Origin of the sequence: Mycolicibacter sp. MU0083, assembly GCF_963378075.1 — a bacterium.
GTDB classification, from domain to species: domain Bacteria; phylum Actinomycetota; class Actinomycetes; order Mycobacteriales; family Mycobacteriaceae; genus Mycobacterium; species Mycobacterium kokjensenii.
Window position 1 is genome coordinate 2,321,222 of sequence record NZ_OY726394.1, and the last position, 25,205, is coordinate 2,346,426.

General features: G+C 70.2%; 24 protein-coding genes. 7 read left to right on the forward strand and 17 right to left on the reverse strand.

Features of this window, described 5'->3' with window-relative positions; genetic code table 11:
* Nucleotides 1-26: 26 nt before the first annotated feature.
* The 3 genes from ribH to RCP38_RS10680 form a co-directional block, all read right to left on the reverse strand.
* Nucleotides 27-482 (reverse strand): 6,7-dimethyl-8-ribityllumazine synthase, encoded by a 456-nt coding sequence (gene ribH, locus RCP38_RS10670; RefSeq protein WP_308477202.1) that lies wholly within the window; start codon nucleotides 480-482, stop codon nucleotides 27-29.
* A gap of 20 nt (nucleotides 483-502) precedes the next feature.
* Complete coding sequence (locus tag RCP38_RS10675; protein ID WP_308472948.1) at nucleotides 503-1,780, reverse strand: bifunctional 3,4-dihydroxy-2-butanone-4-phosphate synthase/GTP cyclohydrolase II; 1,278 nt, start codon at nucleotides 1,778-1,780, stop codon at nucleotides 503-505.
* 291 nt (nucleotides 1,781-2,071) lie between these two features.
* On the reverse strand, nucleotides 2,072-2,683 hold the full coding sequence (locus RCP38_RS10680; protein ID WP_308472949.1) for a riboflavin synthase: 612 nt from the start codon (nucleotides 2,681-2,683) through the stop codon (nucleotides 2,072-2,074).
* A 73-nt stretch (nucleotides 2,684-2,756) separates the two neighbouring features.
* Here RCP38_RS10680 and RCP38_RS10685 point away from each other — a divergent pair, with 73 nt between their 5' ends.
* Nucleotides 2,757-3,455: an LppX_LprAFG lipoprotein gene (locus RCP38_RS10685; RefSeq protein WP_308472950.1), complete on the forward strand. Its 699-nt coding sequence runs from the start codon at nucleotides 2,757-2,759 to the stop codon at nucleotides 3,453-3,455.
* Nucleotides 3,455-5,014: an MFS transporter gene (locus tag RCP38_RS10690; protein WP_308472951.1), complete on the forward strand. Its 1,560-nt coding sequence runs from the start codon at nucleotides 3,455-3,457 to the stop codon at nucleotides 5,012-5,014. Before RCP38_RS10685 ends, RCP38_RS10690 begins: the two co-directional genes overlap by 1 nt.
* Nucleotides 5,015-5,059: 45 nt before the next feature.
* Here the strand turns inward: RCP38_RS10690 and ribD are convergent, their stop codons facing one another.
* The 6 genes from ribD to RCP38_RS10720 all read right to left on the reverse strand — a co-directional run bounded on the left by ribD (nucleotide 5,060) and on the right by RCP38_RS10720 (nucleotide 11,538).
* The gene (gene ribD / locus RCP38_RS10695; RefSeq protein ID WP_308472952.1) at nucleotides 5,060-6,091 is read right to left on the reverse strand and encodes a bifunctional diaminohydroxyphosphoribosylaminopyrimidine deaminase/5-amino-6-(5-phosphoribosylamino)uracil reductase RibD; all 1,032 of its coding nucleotides are present in this window, start codon (nucleotides 6,089-6,091) and stop codon (nucleotides 5,060-5,062) included.
* Nucleotides 6,088-6,765 (reverse strand): ribulose-phosphate 3-epimerase, encoded by a 678-nt coding sequence (gene rpe, locus RCP38_RS10700; RefSeq protein WP_308472953.1) that lies wholly within the window; start codon nucleotides 6,763-6,765, stop codon nucleotides 6,088-6,090. Before rpe ends, ribD begins: the two co-directional genes overlap by 4 nt.
* 5 nt (nucleotides 6,766-6,770) lie before the next feature.
* The gene (locus RCP38_RS10705; RefSeq protein WP_308472954.1) at nucleotides 6,771-8,168 is read right to left on the reverse strand and encodes an RsmB/NOP family class I SAM-dependent RNA methyltransferase; all 1,398 of its coding nucleotides are present in this window, start codon (nucleotides 8,166-8,168) and stop codon (nucleotides 6,771-6,773) included.
* A complete protein-coding gene (fmt, locus tag RCP38_RS10710; RefSeq protein WP_308472955.1) occupies nucleotides 8,165-9,100 on the reverse strand; it encodes a methionyl-tRNA formyltransferase in 936 nt (311 codons plus the stop codon). Before fmt ends, RCP38_RS10705 begins: the two co-directional genes overlap by 4 nt.
* A 62-nt stretch (nucleotides 9,101-9,162) precedes the next feature.
* Entirely contained in the window at nucleotides 9,163-10,653 is a 1,491-nt protein-coding gene (locus tag RCP38_RS10715; RefSeq protein WP_308472956.1) for a bifunctional aminoglycoside phosphotransferase/ATP-binding protein, read from the reverse strand.
* A gap of 6 nt (nucleotides 10,654-10,659) precedes the next feature.
* The gene (locus tag RCP38_RS10720; RefSeq protein WP_308472957.1) at nucleotides 10,660-11,538 is read right to left on the reverse strand and encodes a universal stress protein; all 879 of its coding nucleotides are present in this window, start codon (nucleotides 11,536-11,538) and stop codon (nucleotides 10,660-10,662) included.
* Between the two features lie 308 nt (nucleotides 11,539-11,846).
* Between RCP38_RS10720 and RCP38_RS10725 the strand changes: the two genes are divergently transcribed.
* Entirely contained in the window at nucleotides 11,847-12,773 is a 927-nt protein-coding gene (locus RCP38_RS10725) for a DUF732 domain-containing protein (protein WP_308472958.1), read from the forward strand.
* A gap of 16 nt (nucleotides 12,774-12,789) precedes the next feature.
* Here the strand turns inward: RCP38_RS10725 and RCP38_RS10730 are convergent, their stop codons facing one another.
* A complete protein-coding gene (locus RCP38_RS10730) occupies nucleotides 12,790-14,733 on the reverse strand; it encodes a primosomal protein N' (protein WP_308477204.1) in 1,944 nt (647 codons plus the stop codon).
* A gap of 158 nt (nucleotides 14,734-14,891) precedes the next feature.
* On the opposite strand from RCP38_RS10730, the gene RCP38_RS10735 reads away from it, so the two are divergent.
* On the forward strand, nucleotides 14,892-16,244 hold the full coding sequence (locus RCP38_RS10735) for an alpha/beta hydrolase (protein ID WP_308472959.1): 1,353 nt from the start codon (nucleotides 14,892-14,894) through the stop codon (nucleotides 16,242-16,244).
* Between the two features lie 18 nt (nucleotides 16,245-16,262).
* Here RCP38_RS10735 and RCP38_RS10740 read toward each other — a convergent pair whose 3' ends face one another.
* Nucleotides 16,263-16,982, reverse strand: coding sequence for a lysoplasmalogenase (locus tag RCP38_RS10740; RefSeq protein WP_308477205.1), 720 nt, complete (start codon nucleotides 16,980-16,982; stop codon nucleotides 16,263-16,265).
* On the opposite strand from RCP38_RS10740, the gene RCP38_RS10745 reads away from it, so the two are divergent.
* The 3 genes from RCP38_RS10745 (at nucleotide 16,981) to RCP38_RS10755 (ending at nucleotide 19,852) form a co-directional block, all read left to right on the forward strand.
* A complete protein-coding gene (locus RCP38_RS10745) occupies nucleotides 16,981-17,907 on the forward strand; it encodes an alpha/beta hydrolase (RefSeq protein ID WP_308472960.1) in 927 nt (308 codons plus the stop codon). The genes RCP38_RS10740 and RCP38_RS10745 overlap by 2 nt on opposite strands.
* 4 nt (nucleotides 17,908-17,911) lie before the next feature.
* Complete coding sequence (locus RCP38_RS10750; protein WP_308472961.1) at nucleotides 17,912-18,298, forward strand: VOC family protein; 387 nt, start codon at nucleotides 17,912-17,914, stop codon at nucleotides 18,296-18,298.
* Between the two features lie 69 nt (nucleotides 18,299-18,367).
* Entirely contained in the window at nucleotides 18,368-19,852 is a 1,485-nt protein-coding gene (locus RCP38_RS10755) for a flavin-containing monooxygenase (RefSeq protein WP_308472962.1), read from the forward strand.
* Here RCP38_RS10755 and RCP38_RS10760 read toward each other — a convergent pair.
* The 6 genes from RCP38_RS10760 to mihF form a co-directional block, all read right to left on the reverse strand.
* Complete coding sequence (locus tag RCP38_RS10760) at nucleotides 19,849-20,844, reverse strand: LLM class flavin-dependent oxidoreductase (RefSeq protein ID WP_308472963.1); 996 nt, start codon at nucleotides 20,842-20,844, stop codon at nucleotides 19,849-19,851. The genes RCP38_RS10755 and RCP38_RS10760 overlap by 4 nt on opposite strands.
* Before the next feature lie 103 nt (nucleotides 20,845-20,947).
* Nucleotides 20,948-22,159, reverse strand: coding sequence for a methionine adenosyltransferase (metK, locus tag RCP38_RS10765; RefSeq protein ID WP_308472964.1), 1,212 nt, complete (start codon nucleotides 22,157-22,159; stop codon nucleotides 20,948-20,950).
* Between the two features lie 121 nt (nucleotides 22,160-22,280).
* Complete coding sequence (gene coaBC, locus RCP38_RS10770; protein WP_308472965.1) at nucleotides 22,281-23,528, reverse strand: bifunctional phosphopantothenoylcysteine decarboxylase/phosphopantothenate--cysteine ligase CoaBC; 1,248 nt, start codon at nucleotides 23,526-23,528, stop codon at nucleotides 22,281-22,283.
* Between the two features lie 29 nt (nucleotides 23,529-23,557).
* Nucleotides 23,558-23,878 carry a DNA-directed RNA polymerase subunit omega gene (gene rpoZ, locus RCP38_RS10775; RefSeq protein ID WP_308472966.1) on the reverse strand — a complete coding sequence of 107 codons (321 nt, stop codon included), beginning with the start codon at nucleotides 23,876-23,878 and terminating at the stop codon, nucleotides 23,558-23,560.
* A gap of 87 nt (nucleotides 23,879-23,965) precedes the next feature.
* Nucleotides 23,966-24,568, reverse strand: coding sequence for a guanylate kinase (gmk, locus tag RCP38_RS10780; protein ID WP_308472967.1), 603 nt, complete (start codon nucleotides 24,566-24,568; stop codon nucleotides 23,966-23,968).
* A gap of 7 nt (nucleotides 24,569-24,575) precedes the next feature.
* Nucleotides 24,576-24,893 carry an integration host factor, actinobacterial type gene (gene mihF / locus RCP38_RS10785; RefSeq protein WP_003932123.1) on the reverse strand — a complete coding sequence of 106 codons (318 nt, stop codon included), beginning with the start codon at nucleotides 24,891-24,893 and terminating at the stop codon, nucleotides 24,576-24,578.
* Nucleotides 24,894-25,205 lie beyond the last annotated feature (312 nt).

Here is a 25,205-nt window from a genome sequence, read left to right on the forward strand (position 1 = left end):
CCAGCGCGGGGAGTTCGACGGGCCCGTCACAGCGCGGCGCGAAGCTCGCGCAGGGTCAACGCGGTGCTGAGCGCGGCAGCCGCCGCCTGAGCGCCCTTGTCCTCGGCCGAGCCCGGCAGACCGGCTCGATCCAGTGCCTGCTGTTCGTCGTTGACGGTGAGCACACCGTTGGCCACCGGGGTCGCCGCATCCAACGACACCCGGGTCAGGCCCTGGGTCACCGCGTCGCACACGTAGTCGAAATGTGGTGTGGCGCCGCGGATCACAACCCCCAGGGCGACCACGGCGTCATGGCTGCGGGCGACTTCCTGGGCCACCACCGGGATCTCGATGGCGCCGAGCACCCGCACCACGGTCGGCTCGGGGGCCCCCGCCTCGGCCGCTACCTTGCGGGCACCGGCCAGCAGCGCGTCACAGATCTGGGCGTGCCAGGTGCTGGCCACGATCGCCAGCCGCACATCGGAGGCGTCCAGCGCCGGCATGTCCGGCACGCCGACGCCGCTCACAGCGCGCCGCCGAACTCGTCGGGCAGCTGGGGCGCGTCGTCGAAGTCTTCCAACCCGGACAGGTCGTGCCCCATCCGGTCGCGCTTGGTCAGCAGGTAGCGGATGTTCTCGGCGTTGGCGCGCACCGGCAACGGCACCCGCTCGATGATGTGCAGTCCGTAGCCGTCCAGGCCGACTCGTTTGGCCGGGTTGTTGGTCAGCAGTCGCATCGACCGCACCCCCAGGTCCCCGAGGATCTGCGCACCGATGCCGTAGTCGCGTGCGTCGGCCGGCAGGCCCAGCTTGAGGTTGGCGTCGACGGTGTCCTCACCGGCGTCCTGCAATTGGTAGGCCTGCAGTTTGTGCAGCAGTCCGATACCGCGGCCTTCGTGACCGCGCATGTAGAGCACCACCCCGCGGCCTTCCTGGGCGACCATCGCCAGCGCGGCATCCAGCTGGGGCCCGCAGTCGCAGCGGCGCGAGCCGAACACATCGCCGGTCAGGCATTCGGAGTGGACCCGGACCAGGACGTCCTCGCCGTCGTTGTCCGGTCCGGTGATGTCGCCGCGGACCAGCGCGACATGCTCGACGTCTTCGTAGACGCTGGTGTAGCCCACCGCCCGGAACTCGCCGTGGCGGGTCGGGATGCGGGCTTCGGCGACGCGCTCGATGTGCTTCTCGTGCTTGCGCCGCCACTCGATCATGTCGGCGATGGAGATCATCGCCAGGCCGTGCTCGTCGGCGAAGACCCGCAGTTCGTCGGTCTGGGCCATGGCGCCCTCGTCTTTTTGGCTGACGATCTCGCAGATCGCACCGGCCGGTTGCAGGCCCGCCATCCGGGCCAGGTCGACCGCGGCTTCGGTGTGGCCGGGCCGGCGCAGCACCCCGCCGTCCTTGGCCCGCAGCGGCACCACGTGGCCGGGGCGGGTGAACTCGTCGGCGGCACTGGCCGGGTCGGCCAGCAGGCGCATGGTGGTCGCCCGGTCGGACGCCGAGATACCGGTGCCCACGTTCTTCTTGGCGTCGACGGTGACGGTGTAGGCGGTGCCGTGCTTGTCCTGGTTCACCGCGTACATCGGCAGCAGGCCCAGCCGGTCGCAGATGGCGCCGTCCAGCGGCACGCACAGATACCCCGACGTGTAGCGGACCATGAACGCCACCAGTTCGGGGGTGGCCTTCTCCGCGGCGAAGATCAGGTCGCCCTCGTTCTCACGGTCCTCGTCGTCGATGACCACGACGGCCTTGCCGGCCGCGATGTCGGCAACCGCCCGCTCGACGGTGTCCAACTTCGTCATCTGTCCCACCTTGAGTTCGCCATCGGAGAGCGCCCCGTCGGCGCAACCCGCCCGTCCAGTATGAACCACCCCGGATGCCGCGTTTCCCCACGACTCGTCGAGTGGGTTCTCGCGGCGGCGATCGGACCGGCCCGGGATGGTCGGCGTGACCCGATTTTAGTCACCACCTGCGGAAATATTGCCAGGCAGTGGCGGTGGACGGCGCCCCTCGCCGGGATCTGTCCCGGTTACGGACGACGGCCGACGTTGCCTTGATCACATCTGCGATATGCCGACGGTCCCGCCCGGCCGCTAGCCGCGGGCCAGCAGTCGCTCGACGTATTTCGCGATGACATCCACTTCGAGGTTGACCGGCGTGCCGACCGGCGCCCGGCCCAGCGTGGTCAGTTCCAGTGTGGTCGGGATCAGGGAGACCTCGAAGAAGTCGCTGCCATCCCCAGGGTCCGCTCCCACCGCGGACACGGTCAGCGAGGTGCCGTCGACGGTGATCGAGCCCTTCTCCACGACATAGCGCGCCAACGCGGCCGGCAACCCGATCCGCACCACTTCCCAATGCTGCCCCGGGGTGCGGGCCAGCACCCGGCCGGTGCCGTCGACGTGGCCCTGCACGATGTGGCCACCCAGGCGACTGTTCAGCGCGGCCGCCCGCTCCAGGTTCACCGGGCCACCGACCTCCAGGGCCCCCAGGCTGGACCGGTCCAGGGTCTCGAGCATGACGTCGGCGGAGAACCGGCCGCCGGGCAGCACGTCGACGACCGTCAGACACACGCCGTTGACGGCGATCGAGTCGCCGTGACGGGCGTCGGAGGTGACGGTGGGCCCGTGGATGACCAGGCGTGCGGCGTCGGTCAACTCTTCACGGCTGACCAACTCGCCCAGTTCCTCGACGATTCCGGTGAACATGCCATCAGGCTAGCGAGTCGGCGGGGACCGTTCTGCACGCTGCACCGCCTGCAGCCGACCGGCTGTATATACGATGACACCCATGCGCAGACTTCTCATCGCCCTGGCCACTGCGACCACCGCGGCCGCATTGCTCGCCGGCTGTTCGTCCAAGGACGCCGGCGGGCCGCTGCCGGAAGCAGCGCCGCTGGTCAAGGAGGCCGCGACCACCACCGCGAGTCTGGAGAGCGCACACCTGGCGCTGTCGGTGACCGGTCAGATCAAGAGCCTCCCGGTCAAGACCCTCGAAGGCGACCTGACCAACAAGCCGACCACCGCGGCCAAGGGCAACGCGACGATCCTGATGCTGAACTCGCCGGTCGACGCCAAGTTCATCGTGATCGACGGTGATCTCTACGCCGCGATCACCGGCGACGACTACATCAAGTACGGCCCCGCCGAGACCATCTACGACGTCGCGGCGATCCTGAGCCCGGAGAAGGGGTTGGCGAACATGCTGACCACCCTGACCGACCCCAAAGCGGACGGCCGCGACAAGATCAACGGCCAGCAGACGATCCGGGTGACCGGCAATGCGCCGGCCGACGCGGTCAACGCACTCGCCCCGCAGCTGAAGGCCACCGCGCCGACGCCGGCCACGGTCTGGATCCAGGAGGACGGTGACCACCAGCTGGTTCAGGCTCAGCTCGAGCCCAGTGCGGGCAACTCCATCCAGATGACCCTGTCGAACTGGAACGCCCCGGTCACGGTTGAGAAGCCGGCGGGAGAGTAATGCGGGTCAACCGCAGACTCGCGATCAGCGCAGGTAGCCTCGCGGTCCTCCTCGGTGCCCTCGACACCTATGTCGTGGTCACGATCATGCGCGACATCATGGCCCCGCCACCGGCCGGTGTCGGGATTCCGATCAACAAGATCCAGCAGCTCACCCCGATCATCACCTGCTATCTGCTCGGTTACATCGCCGCGATGCCGTTGCTGGGCCGTGCCTCCGACCGGTTCGGCCGCAAACTGCTGCTGCAGGTCAGCCTGGCCACCTTCGTGGTCGGTTCGGTGGTGACCGCGCTGTCGACCGATCTGACGATGTTGGTGGTGGGGCGCACCATCCAGGGTGTCGCCAGCGGTGCCCTGCTGCCGGTGACCCTGGCCCTCGGCGCGGACCTGTGGTCGCAGCGCAACCGGGCCGGTGTGCTCGGCGGCATCGGGGCCGCCCAGGAACTGGGCAGTGTGCTCGGTCCGCTGTACGGCATCTTCGTGGTCTGGCTGTTGCACGACTGGCGCGACGTGTTCTGGATCAACGTTCCGCTGACCCTGCTGGCGATGCTGATGATCCACTTCAGCCTGCCGTCGCGTGCCGATGCCGAGGAGGGGGCGCCCGCCGAGCGCGTCGACGTGGTCGGCGGGCTGCTGCTGGCGGCGATCCTGAGCCTGTTGACGATCGGTCTCTACAACCCCGATCCCAGCGCCAAACAGGCGCTGCCCGACCACGGTTCGACGTATCTGTTGTGCGCCGCGATCGCACTGGTGGCGTTCACGGTCTGGGAGATCAAGTCGTCGACCAAGCTGATCGACCCCACCGGGGCCCGATTCGGCCCGTTCCTGGCTGCCCTGGGCGCGTCGATGTGTGCCGGCGCGGCGCTGATGGTGACCCTGGTCGACGTCGAACTGTTCGGTCAGGGCGTGCTCGGGATGACCCAGAACGAGGCGGCGGGCCTGCTGTTGCGGTTCCTGGTCGCACTGCCGGTCGGTGCGTTGATCGGCGGCTGGGTGGCCACCCGCATCGGCGACCGGGTGGTGACGTTCGCGGGTCTGCTGATCGCGGCCGGCGGCTACCTGCTGATCTCGAAGTGGCCGGTGGACCTGCTGAGCTACCGGCACGACGTGTTCGGCCTGATCTCGCTGCCCGCCCTGGACACCGACCAGATGCTGGCCGGTTTCGGGTTGGGATTGGTGATCGGCCCGCTGACCTCCGCGGTGATGCGGGCGGTGCCGCCGCGCGAGCACGGGATCGCCGCGTCCGGGGTCGTGGTGGCCCGCATGACGGGAATGCTGATCGGGATGGCGGCACTGTCGGCGTGGGGCCTGTACCGGTTCAACCAGATCCTGGTGGGACTGCCCAAGGCGCCCGGCGGTAGCCTGGCGGAGAAGATCGCCGCCACCGCCGCCAACTCCAAGCTGGCGTTCGCGATGATGTACGGCGAGATCTTCGCGATCACCGCGGTGGTCTGCGTGGTGGGGGCGGTGCTGGGGTTGTTCATCGGCCGCAACAGTGACTCCGCGGAGGATCTCGACGCGGTCGCCGCCCCCGCGCGAGCAGACGTAAAAGCCCCCTGAGGCGACCCCCATCGGGGGCCCGGACGTCTGCTCGGCTAGCAGGCGTCAGTGCGGGACCAGCGACAGCAGCAGGTCGGGGCCGATCTGCTCGGTGGCGTCGAATCGCCAGCGCAGTGCGCGGGCGATGTTGGCCACCCCGACGTCGTCGACGGCGGTGATCGGGCCACCCAGCAGGATCGGCGCCACGTAGGCCAGGATCCGGTCGATCGCCCCGGCGCGCAGGAACGCCCCCGCCAGGGTGGGACCGCCCTCGATCAGCACGTCGGTGCGGTCCGACAGGGCCCGCAGCACCTCGGCGGGATCGTGGGTGCGGATCACCATGGTGTGCGAATCCTCGTTGAACACCCGGGCATCCGCGGAGATCTCCCGCTCCCCCACCACCACCCGCAGCGGTTGCCGATCGGCCAGGCTGCCGTCGGGGAGGCGCGCGGTCAGCGTCGGATCGTCGACGAGCACGGTGCCGGTGCCGACGACGATCGCGTCGGCCGCCGCCCGGCGGCGGTGCAGGTCTGCCCGGGCCGCCTCGCTGGTGATCCATTGACTCGAACCGTCGGCGGCGGCGCTGCGGCCGTCGATGCTGGTGGCGTACTTCCAGGTGACGTGCGGCCGGCCGGTGCGCTGCTTGTGCAGCCACTCGCGCAAGGGTCCGGCGACCACCGCGTCGGCCTGCACCCCGGAGCGCACCCGAACGCCCGCCGCGGCCAGGCGGGCCGCCCCGCCACCGGCTTCGGGGTGCGGGTCGTCGACCGCATAGACCACTTCGGCCACCCCGGCCGCCAGCAACGCGTCGACGCACGGCGGTGTCCGGCCGTGATGGTTGCAGGGTTCCAGGGTGACCACCGCGGTGCCGCCGGCGGCCAACTCGCCGGCGCGGCGCAGCGCCGCGATCTCGGCGTGGGCCTCACCGGCGGGGCGGGTTCCGCCGACCCCGGCCACCCGCCCGTCCCGGTCCAAGATGACCGCGCCCACCGGCGGATTCGGGTAGGTGTTGCCCTTGACCTGCTGCGACCGTTCGATCGCCAGCAGCATCGCGGCGTCGTGGTCGAGGGCGTGCTCCACGGCGTGCCGGTGACTCATGCGCGCAGGTGCGGTGACGCGGCCAGGGCTTGGCGGCGCAGCGCTTCCACGGCGGCGCCGGGGTCGGTGGCGCCGTAGACGGCCGAGCCGGCGACGAAGCAGTCCACCCCGGCGGCGGCGGCCTGTTCGACGGTGTCGGCGTTGATGCCGCCGTCGATCTCGACCAGGATGCTCAACTCCCCCGCATCGACCAGGTTGCGCACCGTACGGACTTTGCTCAGCACCTCGGGGATGAAGGACTGGCCCCCGAAGCCGGGTTCCACCGACATCACCAGCAGGGTGTCGAAGTCCCGCAGGATCTCCAGGTAGGGCTCCAGCGCGGTACCGGGTTTGATGCTGAGTCCGGCTTTGGCACCGGCGGCGCGGATGTCCTTCGCGACCGCGACCGGATCGTCGGTGGCTTCGGCGTGAAACGTGACGTTGTGGGCGCCGGCCTCGGCGTAGGGCGGTGCCCAGCGGCCGGGATCCTCGATCATCAGGTGGCAGTCCATCGGGATGTCGGTGGCCGCCAGCAGGCTCTGCACCACCGGCAGCCCCAATGTCAGGTTCGGAACGAAATGCGCGTCCATCACATCGACGTGCAACCAGTCCGCGCCTTTGACGGCGGCCGCCTCCTCGGCGAGACGGGCAAAATCAGCCGACAGGATCGACGGCGCGATCATGGGTCGTGACATGGGTTTTAGATTACTTGTAGGGCTGCGGCGAACATGGCGTCGGTGCCGTGCCGGTGTGGCCACAGCTGGACGTACGGCCCGTCGCCGAGCCCCTCGGCGGGGGCGAACAGTTCCCGGGTGTCCAACGCGCGCACCGGATAACGCCGAAGCGCGTCGGCCACCACGCCGACGGTTTCGGACAGGTGCGGCGAGCAGGTCGCGTACAGCACCACTCCGCCGGGCCTGGTCAGCGCGATCGCCGATGCCAGCAGTTCCCGTTGAAGCTTCGCCAGCACCGGTATGTCGGAGGGCTGGCGACGCCAGCGGGCTTCGGGCCGCCGGCGCAGCGCACCGAGGCCGGTGCAGGGCGCATCGACGAGCACCCGGTCGAACCCGGGTTCCACGCCGGGATCGCGTCCGTCGGCGGTCAGCACCTCCACACCCAGCCCGCGGGTGTTCGCCGCGACCAGCTCCGCCCGGTGCGGCGCCTGTTCGACCGCGGTGACCCGCGCGCCGACCTCGGCGCCCAGCGCCGCCAGCAGTGCGGTCTTGCCGCCCGGGCCGGCGCACAGGTCCAGCCACCGCCCGGTGTCGTCCTCGACCGGGGCGAGAGTCAGCGCACGTGCCACCAGCTGGCTGCCCTCGTCCTGGACCAGGGCCTGCCCGGCACGCACCGCCGCTACCCGCCCGGGGTCGCCGCCGGGCAGGTAGACCGCGTACGGGGAGTACCGGCCGACCTCGCCGTCGACGGCGGCGGCCAACTCGGCGGCGGCCAAGACCCCGGGACGGGCCGCCAGATGTACGCGGGGCCGTTCGTCGTCACCGGCCAGCAGCGCATCGAGTTCGCCTGCGGCGCCTCCGAGCGCATCGGTGAACGCCTGGGCGATCCAGCGCGGATGAGCGCGCACGAACGCGGCGTGCCCGATCGGATCGGTCTCGGCGTCCGGCGCCAGCTCCGCGGTCCAGGCCTGTTCGTCGCGAGCGCTGATGGTCCGCAGCACACCGTTGACGAAACCCCCGCGGGCCGAATCGAATTCGATGGCAGCCTGGTCGACGGTGGTGGAGACGGCGGCGTGCGGTTCCACCCGGGTGCGCAGCAGCTGGTAACTGCCCAACCGCAGCAGATCCAGCAAGACCGGGTCGATGGTCTCCGGTGAGCGTTGGGCCGCCGCCCCGATGATCGCGTCGAGCAGCCCGCGGACCCGGCAGGTGCCGTAGGTCAGTTCGGTGGCGAACGCGGCGTCGCGTCCGGTGATCCCCCGTTCGGCGAGCAGCGCGGGCAACGCCAGGTTGGCGTAGGCGTCGCGCTGCGAAACCGCTTGCAGCACATCGAATGCGGCGCGGCGTGCCGGATCCAGGGGCTTGCGTCGGGGTTTGCGGGGGCCGCTCTGGGCACGCTGCGGGCGGCGCGCGGGTCCGGTCATGATGCCCGCACCTCCGCGTCGATGCGGGCTCCGCGCGCCCAATCGGCGGCGTCCATCAACTTCTTTCCGGGCGGCTGGATCTGCCCCAACCGGACCGCATCCGATCCGGTACCCACCCAGACGTCGCGGCGGCTGACTTGAATCTCACCGGGCGCCAACCCCGTCGGCCCTTCGGCGTCTGCGACGGTGACCGGACCGACTTTGACACGCAGGTCCCCGATCACGGTCCAGGCGCCCGGATGCGGCGTCACGGCGCGGATGCGCCGATCGATGACCGCAGCCGGCAACGTCCAGTTCACCCGCGCGTCGTCGACGCTGATCTTCGGCGCATAGCTGATGCCGTCGAGCGGCTGCGGCACCGCCTGCAGGGCGCCGTCGGCGATACCGTCGAGGGTGGCCGCCAGTAGTTCGGCCCCCGAGACCGCCAGCCGCGCCAGTAGCTCACCCGCGGTGTCCGACGGCCGGATCGTTTCGGTCGCAACGCCGTACACCGGTCCGGAATCCAGTTCGGGTTCGATCAGGAACGTCGTCGCGCCGGTGACCTCGTCACCGGCGGCGATGGCCGCCTGGACCGGGCCCGCGCCGCGCCAGGCCGGCAGCAGCGAGAAGTGCAGATTGACCCAACCGCGGGGCGGCACGGCCAGCAACTCGTCACGCAGCAACGCCCCGTAGGCCACCACCGGGCAGCATTCCGGCGCGAATTCGGCGAGTTCGGCCACCGCCTCGGGCGCGTTGGGCGCCGCCGGCCGCAGCACCGGGATGCTGTGGTCGAGTGCCAGACGCGCCACCGGGGACGGCTGCGGGGTGCCTCGCCGGCCGGAGGCCGCGTCGGGCCGGGTGAGCACCGCGACCACCTCGTGGCGCGGCGAGTCGATCAGCCGTTGCAACGACGGCAACGCGGTGTCCGGGGTGCCGGCGAAGACGATGCGCACCCGGACAGTTTAGGGAAGTCACGGGCCGCGACGACCGCTGCGGTCCGGTGGGCCCACCGGGTCTAGTGTGCCTCGGTCGCGGCGCGCCATAGTTCGACCGCCCGACGCACACAGTCGTCGAGGGGTTGCGCGGTGTCCACCGGGTGCGCGGAGTCCCATGCGAAGTCCTGGGCGGCCAACGCCTCGGCGATCTGGGGTGTCGCGTCGGAGTTGCCCGGCGCCCGGGTTCTGATCCGGTCGGCCGCTACCTGCAGATCGACGACGCAGCGGATCTCGGTGATCATCGCGTGCCGGTCGGCGGCCAGCCGGCCGGCCGCGGCGCGGGTCTGCGCGTCGCGCCAGGTGCCGTCGAGGATGACCGACTGCCCGTGCGCCAGCAGCGGCGCGGCGCGCTCCAACAGTGCCGAATAGACGGCGTTGACGTTGGCCGGGCTGTAGAGACCGGCACCGAGGGCACCGGGCGCTCCGCTGAGCCGCCCGGATTCCCGCATGTCCTTGCGGACGTCGTCGGTGGACACCACCGTCGCGCCGACCTGTTCGGCGAGCTTGCGCGCCAGGGTCGACTTCCCGGTGCCGGGACCGCCGCCGACGAGCGCCAGCCGCACGGCACCGGCCTCCAGGTGTTCCAGGGCGATGGCCAGGTGACGTGCCGCTGCCGCACCCGCCTCGGTTCTGCCCTGCGTCAGTTGCACGCAGTCGGTCTTGGCGCGGACCGCGGCGCGGTAGGCGATGTAGAAGTCGCGCAGCGATGCCGGGGCGGTGTCTGCGCTGCAGGCCGTATAGCGATCCAGGAAGTAGTCGGCGAGGTCCTTGCGGCCCAAAAATTCCAGATCCATCGCCAGGAATGCGGCGTCGTCGATGCGATCGAGGTAGCGCAGTTCGTCGCTGAACTCCAGGCAGTCCAGCAGCACCGGCCGGTCGTCGACCCAGAAGATGTCGTCGGTGAGCAGATCGGCATGGCCGTCGACCAGGCAACCCTGCTCGATGCGTCGGGCGAACAGCGCAGCCCGGCCGGCCAGGTATTCGGCGGCCAGGTGCTGTACCCGTCGCACCGACGGCGCGGACAGCTCGACGCCGGCGTGGCGGTCCAGGGTGGGGAAATGGTCGTCCCAGCGCCGGCGGATCGCGGCGGGTCGGCCCTGCTCGTCGATGAGCGCGGTGCGCTCGGAGCTGTGATGGAAATCGGCCAGTAGGGCGGCGATGCCGTCCAGCACCCGCGTCACGTCCTCGCCGCGCCGGACGATCGAGGTCAGCCGGTCGCGATCCCGGTAGCGGCGCATGACGATGACCGGTTCGGCGGTCGAGGAGTCCGGGCCGCGAAACTCGGCGACACCGAGATAGCTGTCCGGGGCGAGGCGACTGTTGAGCCGGACCTCGCGCGCACACGCCTGCGCACGCTGTTCGACGGTGCGGAAGTCGAGAAAATCGGTCTGCACCGGCTTTTTGGCCTTGTAGGCCCGGTCGCCGACCAGCACGACCACACCGGAGTGGGTTTCGTGCGCCGTCAGGTAGGGGGACGCGTCGTCTGGATCACCGGTTTCGACGTTCGCCATCCCGGCCTACCGCGGGCGGACCACGATCACCGGAATCCCGGCGGCGTGGGTGACCGCGGAACTGACCGAACCCAGGAGTTGACTGGCGAATCCGCCACGCCCGCGACTGCCGACCACCACCAGTTGCGCATGCTCGGCGGCCTGCACCAGTCGGTGGGCGGGCTGGTCACACGCCACCCGCCGTTCGACGGACACGTCGGGGTACTGCTCTTGATAGCCGGCGAGCCGTTCGGCGAGCACCTCCTGCCCCTGGCGTTCGTAATCGCCGGGATCGGTGTTCAAGATCGGCATGACGCCGATGTCGCTCCAGGCGTGCACCGCCACCAGCGGTACACCGCGTCGGGACGCTTCATCGAATGCCAGCGCGGTGGCCGTCTCCGACGCCGGCGATCCGTCGATTCCCACCACCACGGGTGCATCGTCGGCGATGCCGCGGTCGGTGCGGATGACCGCGACGGGGCCGTGCGCGTGGTGAATCACGCTGGTGCTCACCGAGCCCAGCAGCAGTCGGCCGATCGCGCCCAATCCGACCGAGCCCACGACGGTCATCCAGGCGTCTTTGCTCGCCGCGACCAGCGACGGTACGACCTGGGAATAGACCAACTCGGTGTGGACCTCGGGGGCCCGCCCCCCGCCTCGTGCGGCGTCGACCAAGGCGCCGGCCCGGGCCAGCACCTTGCGCGCGGCCTCTTCCTGCCATCGGGGCATGCCCTCGTCCATCGGCACCGGCGGCCAACCGGTCACCACCGGTGTCACCACGTGCAACAGCGTGATCGGCAGGTTGCGCATGATCGCCTCATGCGTCGCCCATGTGACGGCCGCCTCCGATTCGGCCGATCCATCGACACCCACCACGATTCCGCGTGTCGTCCCGACCTGTGACATGGTCCGGCCCTCCAAAAGTATTGACCGACTGGCCGGCCGAACGGTCGACTCGATTACGAATCCTACTGCGCCTGATCGGATTCCGCAGGAGCCGTTGGGACCCGAGGATAGGGCCATTCGGCCCCATCACCGGCCTACGGCACCCGGAACGGCTGCGCGAAGACACCATTCCCCTCAAAGATATATCGGACTACGATTTAATTTAGAACCTGCCGATTCGATAGAGACCGCTGTTCGCGACGGCGCCGGACATCGCACCCGAGACAGCCTGAGACGGATACGGTCTGCACAGAACGGAGATCCGGGCCATGTTCATCCACACCTTCTCGCACCCGGGCACCGCGATCACCGCCGCGGCGGCGATGGCCGCGGCACTGCTATCCGGTGGCATAGCCACCGCTGATCCGGGCCAGGACGACCAATTCCTCGCAGTGCTGCAACGCGATCAGATTCCCGTCATGTACAACGCGGCGACCGTCATCGACGCCGGGCAGACCGTGTGCCGGAAACTCGACGACGGCATACCGGCGGGTGATGTGCTCGATGGGTTGGAAAACGATGCCTTCCAGATGAATCCGGAACTGAATCAGGAGGCCGCCCGGTTGGCGGTGACCATGAGCCGATTCATCTCGGCGGCGGTCGAGGTCTACTGCCCGGCCGAGCAGGGCAAGATCGCCTCGCTGCAGTCCAGCGTGCCGGACCGGCCGCGCGAGGCCCTCCGCGTGGTCCTCGTCTCGAATTCCGGTACGACACCCGCGGCGATGGGCGCGACGCTGGGCTCGCCGGTCGGCACCATCGCCACCGGCGACGCGTCACAGCCCGGACCGCCGAAGATTCCGCCGCCCAAGGCACCGGAGGCCAAGATTCCCCGGCGACCGGGAGCCGTGACGAAGCCGCGCCCACGGCAAGTTCCACCGCCCCCGCCGCAGGCCACACCTGCGCGCCCGCAACAACCGCCGCCACCACCGCAGCAGGCTCCCCCGCCACCGCCACCACTGCAGCAGGCTCCCCCGCCACCGCCACCGCCCCAGCAGGCTCCCCCTCCACCGCCCCAGCAGGCTCCGCCGTCTCCCGGTGCAGGTCCGCAGCCGGGCGGCATCGCCGAAGGGGGCAGTGGGAATGGAAACGGAAACGGCAACGGCGGCAACGGGATCGGTGACGCAGCACCGCCGGCACCACCACCTCCGCCGGAACAACCGAGGCCGCCCGGCATGATCCAGCTCGTACCGTGGTGAGCCCCGCCGGCCGGTGCTAACCGATATGCAACGGGTCGATCTGGACCCGCACCGGATGATGCGATCCGCGCGCACTGAGCACCCCCGTGCCGTGCCGCAGTGCGGCGGCCAGCGCCGGGCCGTGCTCGCGGCGCACCCGCACCAGCATCCGGATCACGTTCAGTTCGTCGGGAACACCGGCCGGGCGCCGTACCCCCGCGGGCAGCGGCACCGGACCGAGTTGCTCGGCGTCGTCGGGCAGTCGTGCCTGGTCCAGCAGGGCCGTCACCGACTCCGGGTCCCCGTCGAGCGCGGCCATGTGGACCGCCGGCGGCAACCCGACCTCGCCGCGGGTCGCCAGCTCGGCGTCGGCGTGCCCGACCGGATCCCACCGGATCAGGGCCTGCACGGTGGGAATCGAGGATTCCGCGACCACGGTGACCACGCCGCCGGCATCCCGGCCGCGGACCAGGGCCGACGCCGACATCCAGCGTCGTAGCGTGTCCTCGGCGGCACGCAGGTCCTGCCGGCCCAGCAATGCCCAACTGTCGAGCAGCAGTGCCGCGCCGTAGCCGTGCGGAGCGCGTGGCTCGGCACCCGGGGTGGCGATCACCAGGGCCGGGCCCTCCGCGATGTGGTCGACGATGGTGTCGCCGGCGGAGGTGATCACCGGGGTCCCGGAGAAGGCGCGGCCGAGTTCTTCGGCGGTGCGGCGGGCACCGATGACCACGGCACGGACCGAGTCCGAACCGCAGCGGGCGCAGCGCAGCGTCGGATCGGCCCGGCCGCACCACCGGCACTGGGCGGCTCCGCCACGTTCGGGCAGCGACAACGGCCCGGTGCAATGCCGGCAACGGGCGATCGCGCGGCACCGCCCGCACGCCAGCGACGGGACGTATCCGCGTCGCGGGACCTGCACCAGCACCGGTGCGTCCGCCGCCAGGGCGCTGCGGGCGCTTTGCAGCGCGACGGTCGGCAGCCGTGCGGTCCGCGCTGCGGCGTCACGCTGTTCGGCGTAGCCGGTGTCGTCGAGCGCGACCACCCGCGGGGCCGCCGACCGGAGTACCGTCCGCGGTGCCACCACCTCACGGGCCCACCCACTGCCGACCAGAGCGTGCGCTTCGGCGGTGCGCGAGTACCCGCCGATCACAGCGGCGCAACCCGCCAGGTGCGCCCGCAGCATGGCCACGTCACGGGCGTGCGGATAGGGCGCCCGCGGTTCGGCCAGCGAGTCGTCGCCGTCGTCCCAGACCAGTACCAGCCCCAGGTCGGCCAGCGGCGCGAACACCGCACTGCGGGTACCGATCACCAACCGGGCCCCGCCGCGCAGCACCGACAACCACCGCCGGTAGCGGGTGGACGGGCCCAGCCCCGCGGACAACGCCACCACCGCCGACTCGCCGATCCGCTCGGTCGCGACCCCGAGCAGGGCGTCGACGTCGCGCTGATCGGGCACGATCGCCAGCACGGTGCGCCCGGCACGGATCGTCTCCGATGCGGCGTCGACGTACCGTTCGGTCCAGGAATCCCCGGGCAGCGCCTGCCACACCGCGCGTGCGGCCCGGCCTTCGCCGAGGGCGGCCAGGAACGGTCCGCCCGCCCGGTACCGCTGCCAGCCCGTCGGGTCGGCCGGGTCGAGTACGGGCGGCGGGACCGACGTGGCGGCGGCACGCTCCGCGCCGGCATGCCGCGGCGGCACGGCCAATCGCAGGACATCGGGCCGGGTGCCGGCATAGCGGGCGGCGACCGCCTCCACCAGCCGACGGACTTCCGGTGTCAGCACCGGTTCCGCGGAGATCACCCGCTCCAACCGGCCGAGCCGTCCGACGTGGTCGGTGTCGGCGCGCCGTTCCCAGATGAACGCATCGACCAGCCGACCGTGGAAACGCACCCGGACCCGCGCCCCGGGTTGAGCGGCCGCGGCCTGTTCGGGAGTCACCAGATAGTCGAACTCGCGGTCGAGGTGCGGCACGGACAGCATCGGCAGCACCCGGGCTATCGGCTCGCTGGGTTCGCCGTCGACACTCACCCCGCAGGTGTAGCAGACTCGGCCGACCGCGGTAGCCGGTGGCTAACAGTCCGGCGGGCCTGTGCATGGATGCACTCGCCTTGCACCGCGCCGAATTACTTTGCTGCGGTATGCCCGAGGAACGTGGCGTGCACCGCAACGCGATGCCGGCGGCTGAAACGCGACTGGCGTCGCGGTTGCCGGAATCGGTCCGCAGCGACCGGCTGCTGTCGGCGACCCTGGGTGCCGCGGTCGGACACGCCCGAAGCGGCCGGCGACGTCTCGATGCCCTGCACGCCGAGCTGCTCGAAGCGGCCGTCGCGCACCGGGCACCGGCCCGCGACACCCCGACCGGGGCGCGTCATTTCCAGCGTTTCCTGGCCGCTACGGCCCGCGACATCCACCGGGTGGTCAGCGCGGCGGTCGCCGATGATCGCGCGCTGACGGTCCGGCTGCGATCGGTGGGCTCGGGCTACGGGATCCCGGCCCGGGAACGGGACCGGATCAACCGGCGGGCACTGGCCGACGACATCGACCGGGTGACCGGTGCCCGCACCGCGGTGGGTGCCGCCGAGATGGCCCGCTACCACAACGCGCTGCAGGTGCGTGACGGGCTGGCGGCCGCTTCCGGCGCCGGCCCGGTGTTGTTGCTCGGTTACGACCCGGAGGCTTTCGACGGCCGGGGCCGGGCCGTCATCGCGATCGGCGATCCCGACGTCGCCGACAACACCACCGTGTTGGTGCCCGGCGCCGGCAGTAGCGTCCGCGACGGCTATCTGTCGCACCCGGACGCGTTGCACCTGTATCGCGAGGCGGTCGACGCCGATCCGGGCCGCACCGATTCGGTGATCGTCTGGATGGGGTACCGCGCCCCGGACGGGCTGCTGGATCCGGCGGTGATGCGACCGGCCGCCGCCCGCGCCGGGGCACGGCTGCTCGCCGCCGACGTCAATACGCTGGCCGGCACCCACCGGGGCCGGTCGCACCTGACGGTGATCGGGCATTCCTACGGTTCGACGACGGTGGCCGACGCCGCCGCCGGATTCGGGATGGCAGTCGACGACGTGGTGCTGGTCGGTTCACCGGGAACCGATCTGGCCCGTGACGCCACGGCCTTTCACCTGCCGGCCGGTGGGCATGTCTATGTCGGTGCGGCGTCGTCGGATCCGATCACCGGCCTCGCCGGCGACCCGCAACTGCGCATGCCCGGAGGCTCGACAACCATCGGCCTCGGCGGTGATCCGGCCGCCGACGGTTACGGCTCCACCCGCTTCAAAGCCGAGCTCCCGGGGATCGCGGCGCCGTTCACCGGCCACAACTCCTATTTCGATCCCGGCGGCGAATCACTGTTCAGCATCGGTGACATCGCCTCGGGCCACGGCGATGCGCTCGCCGAGCACCATATGACCGCATTGCACCGGCGCCGACTGCCCGCATTCGACCCGGAACGCCTACGTCCCGGGACCGGGGCCCACCGGCATTGACCGCGAGCCGTGGCCGGTTCAGTCCGCCGCCGGATCGCCGTCGGGTGTCCGGCCGAAGAAGAAGCCGGCGGTGATCAGCAACTGTGCGGCCCCGTACGCCCACCAGATCGGCACGGCCAACAGTTCGTTGCCCAGCACGAATTGGCTGGCGCCGATCATGCCGTCCGATACCGCGAAGCACACCGCGCCGATCGCCGTCCAGCGGGTGGGCAGCTTGGCCAGTAGCGCCGCACACACCATCGCCCCCAATACTGCGACGTAGACCGTCACCGGCACCGTCATGCCCTCGGCGGCCATCCCCGGCCAGAACCAGGCCAGCAGCACCAGGCAGCTCACCCCGACCAGACCGGCGGCGATCAACCGGCCGCGGGTCACCACCGCCAGCGGCAGCAGTGCGCCGAGAAAGCACAAGTGCGCCACCAGGAATGCGGCCAGTCCGGCCACGAACGACGGTTCCCACCAAGGGATCGCCAGCAGCCAGTCACCGATCGCCGAGAAGACCAACGCCGGGACCAGCCAGCGGGCTTCACGCACCACCGGGTGTGCGGTCGCGGCGACCGCCAGCAGCACCGCCATCGCGGCCTTGAACGCCGGCTGGCCGACCCATTGCCCGGTCAACGCCTCCCCCGGCGTCGACCGCAGGGCCACCACCGTCAGAAAGACGCCGTAACCCACTCCGGCCCAGCCCGCAGCAGCCCACGCAGTGGGTGCCAGTCTGGTTGCGTACCGTGTTCCCATGCCCGCGATCGACCCCATAATGCTGAAGGTACTGGAAGCCGTTCCGTTCCGACTGACACTCGAGGACGGCGCCGAGGCCGCCCGGCGTGTTCTGCGCGACCTGCCGCGCCGACCGGTGTACCCCGAGATGCCCAGTCACGACCGGGTCATCGACGGTCCGGGTGGCGCCCTGCCGGTGCGTATCTACCGACCCGCGGATGTCAGCACCACAGCGGCCCCGGTCGTGGTGTTCTTCCACGGCGGCGGCTTCGTCGCCGGCGACCTCGACACGCACGACGGCACGGCGCGCATGCACGCCGTCGACGCCGGTGCCGTGGTGGTGTCGGTGGATTACCGCCTGGCCCCCGAGCACCCGTTCCCCGCGGCGGTCGAGGACGCCCTGGCGGCCACCGAATGGGTGGCCGCGCACGCCGCCGAGCTCGGTGTGGACCCGAATCGGCTGGCGGTGGCCGGGGATTCGGCCGGTGGCAACCTGGCCGCGGTGGTGGCACAGCTGGCACGCGACGGCGGCGGGCCGGCGATCGCATTCCAGTTGCTGTGGTATCCGGCGACCACCTACGACACCACACTGCCGTCGTTCACCGAGAACGCCGACGCCCCGATCATCGACCGCGACGCGATCACAGCGTTGAGCGTCGCCTACGCCGGGCACCTCGACCTGAGCGATCCACCGGCGATGCTGGCCCCGGCCCGCGCGGAGAACCTGACCGGTCTGCCGCCGTCCTACATCGCGGTGGCCGGCCACGACCCTCTGCGCGACGACGGTATCCGTTACGGAGAACTGCTGGCCGCGGCGGGAGTTCCGGTGCAGGTGCACAACGCCGAGACCATGGTCCACGGCTACCTCGGCTATGCCGGGGTGATCCCGGCCGCCACCGAAGCCACCGACCGCGGGCTGGCCGCACTGAAGGCGGCGCTGTCCTAAGCCGATGCGGCTGAACCAGATCACCGTCGGCAGCACCGACCTGGACCGCGCCGAGCGGTTCTATGTGCTGCTGGGGTTGCGGCTGATCGTCAAGACCGACGACTACCTCCGGTTCGAATGCCCCGCTGGGGACAGCACCTTCTCCGTGGAACGCGTCGAACGTGTCTCGGCCGGTGAACAGGTGACGATCTACTTCGAGACCGACGACCTCGACGAGCAGTATCGGCGGCTGCGGGGCTCTGTCGAGTTCAGCCGGCCGCCGACCGACATGCCGTGGTTGTGGCGCGAGGCCCGGTTGCTCGATCCCGACGGCCACCGACTGTGCCTGTTTCACGCCGGCAACGCACGGAAGAATCCGCCGTGGCGTCTGCATCCCCCGGAATCGCCGTAACGCCACCCCGCTGGGCTGCACAGCGCGCTACCGTCGAATTCGATCGACACCCGCGACGAGGAGTAGACCGTGACCGAACAGCCCGACCACGAGGTCTTGATCGTCGGCGCGGGTTTCTCCGGTATCGGTGCCGCGATCGCCCTCGATCGTGCCGGGATGGGCGACTATCTGATCGTCGAGGCCGGCGACGGTGTCGGCGGCACCTGGCACTGGAACACCTATCCCGGTATCGCCGTGGACATTCCATCGTTCTCGTACCAGTTCTCGTTCGAGCAGAGCCCCGACTGGTCACGTACCTACGCGCCCGGCCGAGAGCTGAAGAACTACGCCGAACACTGCGTCGACAAGTACGGCCTGCGCCCGCGAATACGGTTCGACACCAAAGTGCTCGCCGCGGAGTTCGACGAGGACCGGGGTTGGTGGCGGGTGCAGACCGACCCCGCGGGCGCCATCACCGCCCGGTACCTGATCAACGCCAGCGGCGTACTGACCACCCCGAACCTGCCCGACATCCCCGGTGTCGACACCTTCGCCGGGGTGACGATCCACACCGCGCGCTGGGACCACTCGCAGGATCTGACCGGCAGACGCGTCGCGGTGATCGGCACCGGCGCCTCGGCGGTGCAGGTGATTCCACAGATCGCGCCGAAGGTCTCCTCGCTGATTGTTTTTCAGCGCACCCCGATCTGGTGTTTCCCGAAATTCGATGTGCCGCTGCCGGCGCCGATTCGCTGGGCGATGAAGATTCCGGGCGGTAAAGCCCTGCAGCGGCTGGCCAGTCAGGCCTATGTGGAGGCGACCTTCCCCATCGCCGCGCAGTACTTCACGGTGTTTCCGCTGGCCAAGCGGATGGAGGCGGCCGGGCGAGCGTATCTGCGCCGGCAGGTCCACGATCCGGTGCTGCGGGACCGGCTCACCCCGCGCTATGCGGTCGGGTGCAAACGCCCGGGCTTTCACAACACCTACCTGTCGACGTTCAACCGCGACTACGTGACGCTGGTGGTCGATCCCATCGACCGGATCACCCCGGACGGAGTGGTCACCGTCGACGGAACCGCCCACGACGTCGACGTGTTGATCCTGGCCACCGGGTTCAAGGTGATGGACAGCGACAACATCCCCACCTTCGCCGTCACCGGTACCGGCGGGCAGAGGCTGAGCCGGTTCTGGGACGAACACCGACTGCAGGCCTACGAGGGCGTCAGTGTTCCCGGGTTCCCCAACATGTTCAGTGTTTTCGGCCCGTACGGTTACGTCGGGTCGTCGTATTTCGCGCTGGTCGAAGCCCAGACCCATCACATCGTGCGGTGCCTCAAGCGCGCCCGCAGCGCCGGCGCCACCCGTATCGAGGTCTCCGAAGCCGCCAACGACCGGTACTTCGCGGAGATGATGCGCAAACGGCACCGGCAGGTGTTCTGGCAGGACAGCTGCCGGCACGCCAACAGCTACTACTTCGACCGCAACGGCGACGTCCCGCTGCGGCCCGCAACCACGGTCGAGGCCTACTGGCGCAGCCGGCGCTTCGACCTCGACGACTACCGGTTCAGCGCCTAAGCCGACAGGCCGGCGGCCGCGGCGAAGGCGCGCAGTTCACGCGGGATGTCCGGTCCCGCGGGCTGGTAGGCGATCTCGGTGACCCCGGCGGCGGCGAAGCCCGCGATCTTCTCCGCGATCTGCTCGGCCGTACCGATCAGCGACGCCGCACTGGCCAGCGGAATCAGGTCGGCCACATGCGGCTCGTCGCGCGGGTTGGCCGCCACCGCGTGTCCGGCGTGGATGGCCAAGTGCCGATCGGACTCCGGGCACGCCTCGATGGCCTCCCTCCAGGCCCGCCCGCCGGGCAGCGCATCGACAACCTCGGCGCCGGCACGTTCGTAGGTGGCGTGATAGAGCATCACCGCGCTCGGCCCGGCCGCCGCGATCACCCGCTCCGCACTCAGATCTTCGCCGTCCTCGAGCACGGTGCCGGAGGACAGCAGGGCACGCCAATCGGCCACCTGCACCGCATCGGGCTGCGGCAGCGCCGCGGAGAACACCCCGTCGCCGAGCTCGGCCGCCACCGCCAGTCCCTTGGGCCCGTCGGCTCCGATCAGGATCGGCACCTCGATCGGGCGCTGCGCCCCGAAACCGGGCAGGTGCAGCATCTGGATCGTCGCGCCGTCCCACTGCGCGGTTTCGCCGGCGAGCAACGCCCGCAGGCAGCGCACGTAGTCGGCGACCTGGCGCCAGGGCATCGGTCGCTTGCCGAGGGTGAACCGGCCGGTGAAGCCCGATCCGATGGCCACCGCGACGCGCCCGGGCGCCAAGCCGGCCAGCTCGGCGATAGCGGCGGCGTTGACCATCGGATGGCGCAGACTGGGCACCAGCACGCCCGGGCCCAAACCGATCCGGGAGGTCCGTTCGGCGCAGCGGGCCAGCACCATCCACACGTCCGGGTAGAGCGCCGGCGAGTCGTACAGCCAGGCTCGCCGATAGCCGAGGGCTTCCGCCAATTCCGTGTGCGCGGGAGTGTCCGATGAGGTCGCGAACGCGCAGGAGATCTCCATTGCCCGCAGGTTACCGGACCGGGCGGATCTCACCGCTGAGCAGACACCAAGGCCCCCGATTCCCGGAGGAAAAGGGGGCCTTGGTGTCTGCTTGCGAGGGCGACTAGATGGCGCGCTGCAGGTCCTCGACCTTGTCGAGGCGCTCCCACGGCAGGTCGATGTCGGTACGACCGAAGTGGCCGTAGGCGGCGGTCGGCGCGTAGATCGGGCGCAGCAGGTCCAGGTCGCGCACGATCGCACCCGGGCGCAGGTCGAAGACCTCGGGCACGATCTTCTCGATCTTGACCGGGTCGACGGTGGCGGTGCCGAAGGTCTCGATGAACAGACCGACCGGGGCGGCCTTGCCGATGGCGTAGGCGACCTGGACCTCGACGCGCTGGGCCAGGCCCGCGGCGACGATGTTCTTGGCCACCCAGCGCATCGCGTAGGCGGCGGAGCGGTCGACCTTCGACGGGTCCTTGCCGGAGAAGGCGCCGCCGCCGTGGCGGGCCCAGCCGCCGTAGGTGTCGACGATGATCTTGCGGCCGGTCAGGCCGGCGTCACCCATCGGCCCGCCGACGACGAAGTTGCCGGTCGGGTTGATCAGCACCCGGGTCGACGAGGAGTCCAGGGTCTCGTGGGCGAGTTCGGCGAGCACGGTGGAGATCACGTGTTCGCGCAGATCGGGGTCGAGGGTCTTCACCAGGTCGACGCCCTCGGCGTGCTGGGTGGAGATCACCACGGTGTCCAGCCGGGTCGGGACGTCGTCTTCGTACTCGATGGTGACCTGGGTCTTGCCGTCCGGGCGCAGGTAGTCCAGCGTGCCGTTCTTGCGGACCTCGGTCAGCCGCCGCGACAGCCGGTGGGCCAGCGCGATCGGCAGCGGCATCAACTCGGGGGTGTCGGCGATCGCGTAGCCGAACATCAGGCCCTGGTCGCCGGCGCCCTGGGAGTCCAGCGGGTCCGCGGCACCCTCGACGCGCGCCTCGTGGGCGGTGTCGACGCCCTGGGCGATGTCGGGCGACTGCGCGCCGATGCCGATGTTGACACCGCAGGTCGCGCCGTCGAAGCCCTTGACCGAGGAGTCGTAGCCGATGTCGAGGATGCGCTCGCGCACGGTGTTGGTGATGTTGGCGAACGCTTCGCGGGCGCTGGTGGTGACCTCGCCGACGACGTGCACCTGACCGGTGGTGACCAGCGTCTCGACCGCTACCCGCGAGCGGGGGTCGTCGGCGAGCAGTGCGTCGAGCACCGAGTCGCTGATGGCGTCACAGATCTTGTCGGGGTGTCCCTCGGTCACCGACTCACTGGTGAACAGCCGACCCTTTTCGCTCACAATGTCACCCTTCCGTGCTTCCTAGGCACATAAAACAGTTAGACCGGGAAATATATCGTCTGTCTCCTGAGCGCCGCCCAGCCTGCAGCACACCCCCCGGTTGGCTACCGTATCAGTGCCCTCATCCACGCTGCCCGCGCAGGAAGGCCCCGATCGCATCCACGATGCGGCTGGCCATCAATGTCTTGGACCCGGACTCCAGGGCGGACTCACTGCCGTCGGCGGCCAGCAGCCACCCGTCGTTGTGGTCCACCTCGAACGCCTTGCCGTCGCCGACGGCGTTGACCACCAACAGATCACAGCCCTTGCGGCGCAGTTTCGCCCGGGCGTGGAACAGTACGTCGCCGTTCTCGTCGCCGGTCTCGGCCGCGAAGCCCACGATGGCCCGCATCCGGGGCAGCTGTCCCTCGCTGCGGGCGCGGACCGCGCCGGCCAGCACGTCGTCGTTGCGGACCAGTTCGATCGTCGGGTCCCCCGCTTCGTCGGGCCCCTTCTTGATCTTGGCCTGCGCCATCTGGGTCGGACGAAAATCCGCGACGGCGGCGGCCATCACCAGCACGTGCGCCTCGGGCGCGTGCTTGGACACCGCGTCGTGCAGTTGCTGGGCAGAGCTGACGTGGACCATGTGGACACCGGCCGGATCGACCAGGCCCGCGGTGTGCGCCGCGATCAGGGTGACGTCGGCGCCGCGTTGCGCGGCCACCCGGGCCACGGCGTAACCCTGCTTGCCGGAACTGCGGTTACCGATGAAACGGACCGGGTCGATCGGTTCCCGGGTACCGCCGGCGGTGACCAGCACCTTCTGGCCCGCCAGGTCGTAGGGCAGGGCGTCGGAGCGCTCCAGCAGTAGCGACGCGACGGCACTGATCTCTTCGGCCTCGGGCAGCCGACCGGGGCCGGTGTCGGCGCCGGTCAACCGGCCCGACGCGGGCTCCAGCACCACCGCACCGCGGGATCGCAACGTCGACACATTTTCTCTGGTGGCCGGGTGCAGCCACATCTCGGTGTGCATCGCCGGCGCGAACAGCACCGGGCAGCGCGCGGTGAGCAGGGTCGCGGTCAGCAGGTCATCGGCGCGGCCGGCGACCGCGCGGGCCAACAGGTCCGCGGTCGCCGGTGCCACCACCACCAGGTCCGCCTGTTGGCCGAGCGCGACGTGGGGAACACCGGGCACGTCCTCGAAAACACCGGTGTGCACCGGGTGGCCGGAGAGCGCCTCGAAGGTGGCTGCACCGACGAACCGCAGTGCGGACTCGGTCGGCACCACTCGGACCGAATGCCCGGCCTCGGTCAGCTGCCGGACCAGGGTGCACGCCTTGTATGCGGCGATGCCTCCGGCGACACCGACGACGACCCGTTTCTGGCCCATCGGTATGACCCGCTCCTGCCCGGCTCCGGCTACTCGCCTTCGGTGTATTCGAGCAGGTCGCCGTGGATCTCGCGCATCGCGATCGACAGCGGCTTCTCCTGCAGGCCCGGCTCGACGAGCGGGCCGACGTACTCCAGGATGCCCTCGCCGAGCTGGTTGTAGTAGTCGTTGATCTGCCGCGCACGCTTGGCCGCGTAGATCACCAGGGCGTACTTGCTCGACGCGCGCTGCAGCAGTTCGTCGATGGGCGGGTTGGTGATGCCCAGCGGCGTGTCGTAGCCGCCGATCAAGGCCGGGTCGAACTCGTCAGCGTCGGTCGCCACCGCCGAAGCGGCCTGCGAGGTACTCATTTAAGACAGTCTCCTGGGGCTCATGTGGCTGGAGCGGATCGCGTGTGGTTGGGACGGATCACGCCTGCTGGTTGTCGTCCGGGTAGATCAGACCGCGCCCGGTACGGTATCCACCAGCAAGGATACCAATTCTGAGCAGGCTTTTTCCAATCGGCTGTTGACCACGATCACGTCGAAGTCGCCTTGGGCCGCCAACTCGGTGCGGGCGGTGGCCAGTCGGCGCTGCATGACCTCCGCCGATTCGGTGCCGCGACCGGACAGTCGGGCCTCCAGCGTCTCCCAGTCCGGCGGGGCCAGAAACACCGTGAGGGCTTCCGGCAGCGCCTTCTTGATGGCCCGGGCGCCGGCCAGGTCGACCTCGATCAGCACGGGGCGCCCGGTCCGGGTGGCGTCGGCCACGGGGGCCGCCGGGGTACCCGAGCGCTGCAGGCCGCCGTGGATGTCGGCCCACTCCAGCAGGGCGTCTTCTTCGATCAGCCGGTCGAACTCGGCCGGCGTAACAAATCGGTAGTCGACCCCGTCCACCTCCCCGGGCCGCGGGGCCCGGGTGGTGGCCGAGACGCTGAAGTAGAGGTCCGGTACCTGCTCGCGCAGGCATCGGACGACCGTCGACTTACCGACCGCGGACGGGCCGGACAGCACCACGACGCGTCCCGCGCCCGTGCTGCCCGGCCCTCCACCGGTATTCACTGCCGGATCAGGAGAAGTCGAACTTCTCCAGCAGCGCCTTGCGCTGCCGGTCGCCCAGGCCGCGCAGGCGGCGGGTGGGCGCGATCTCCAGCTCGGTCATGATCTCCTGCGCCTTGACCTTGCCGACCTTCGGCAACGCCTCCAGCAACGCGGAAACCTTCATCTTGCCCAGGACTTCGTCGGTCTCGGCGTCCTTGAGCACCTGCTTGAGATTGGTGCCGCCACGCTTCAGCCGGTCCTTGAGCTCCGCTCGGGCCCGACGCGCGGCCGCCGCCTTCTCCAACGCGGCGGCGCGCTGCTCGTCGGTCAACTGGGGAAGGGCCACGATTCCTCCGTCTCGTCATCATCGACAGCGTCGATGTTTTCCTTGTCTCGGTCGGGCACTCCGACCAGAGACGACGACCGTACCCACGCCGTCTGACGAAATCTAACCCCACCCCCCGTTTCCGGCTACATATGCCCAGCGTGTGACGTCTCCGCGCGGTGGCCCGGCCCACCCGAAGCCGCGTCGCACCGGTTCGTCGCCGAGTCCGCGCCGCATTCCGCACGCACCGCAAAAAACGCCCTTCACCTGAGGTTTTGCCTCATCAACTGGTCGATTCCGGCGGTCTCGGCCGGTGATATCGGCACCACCGCG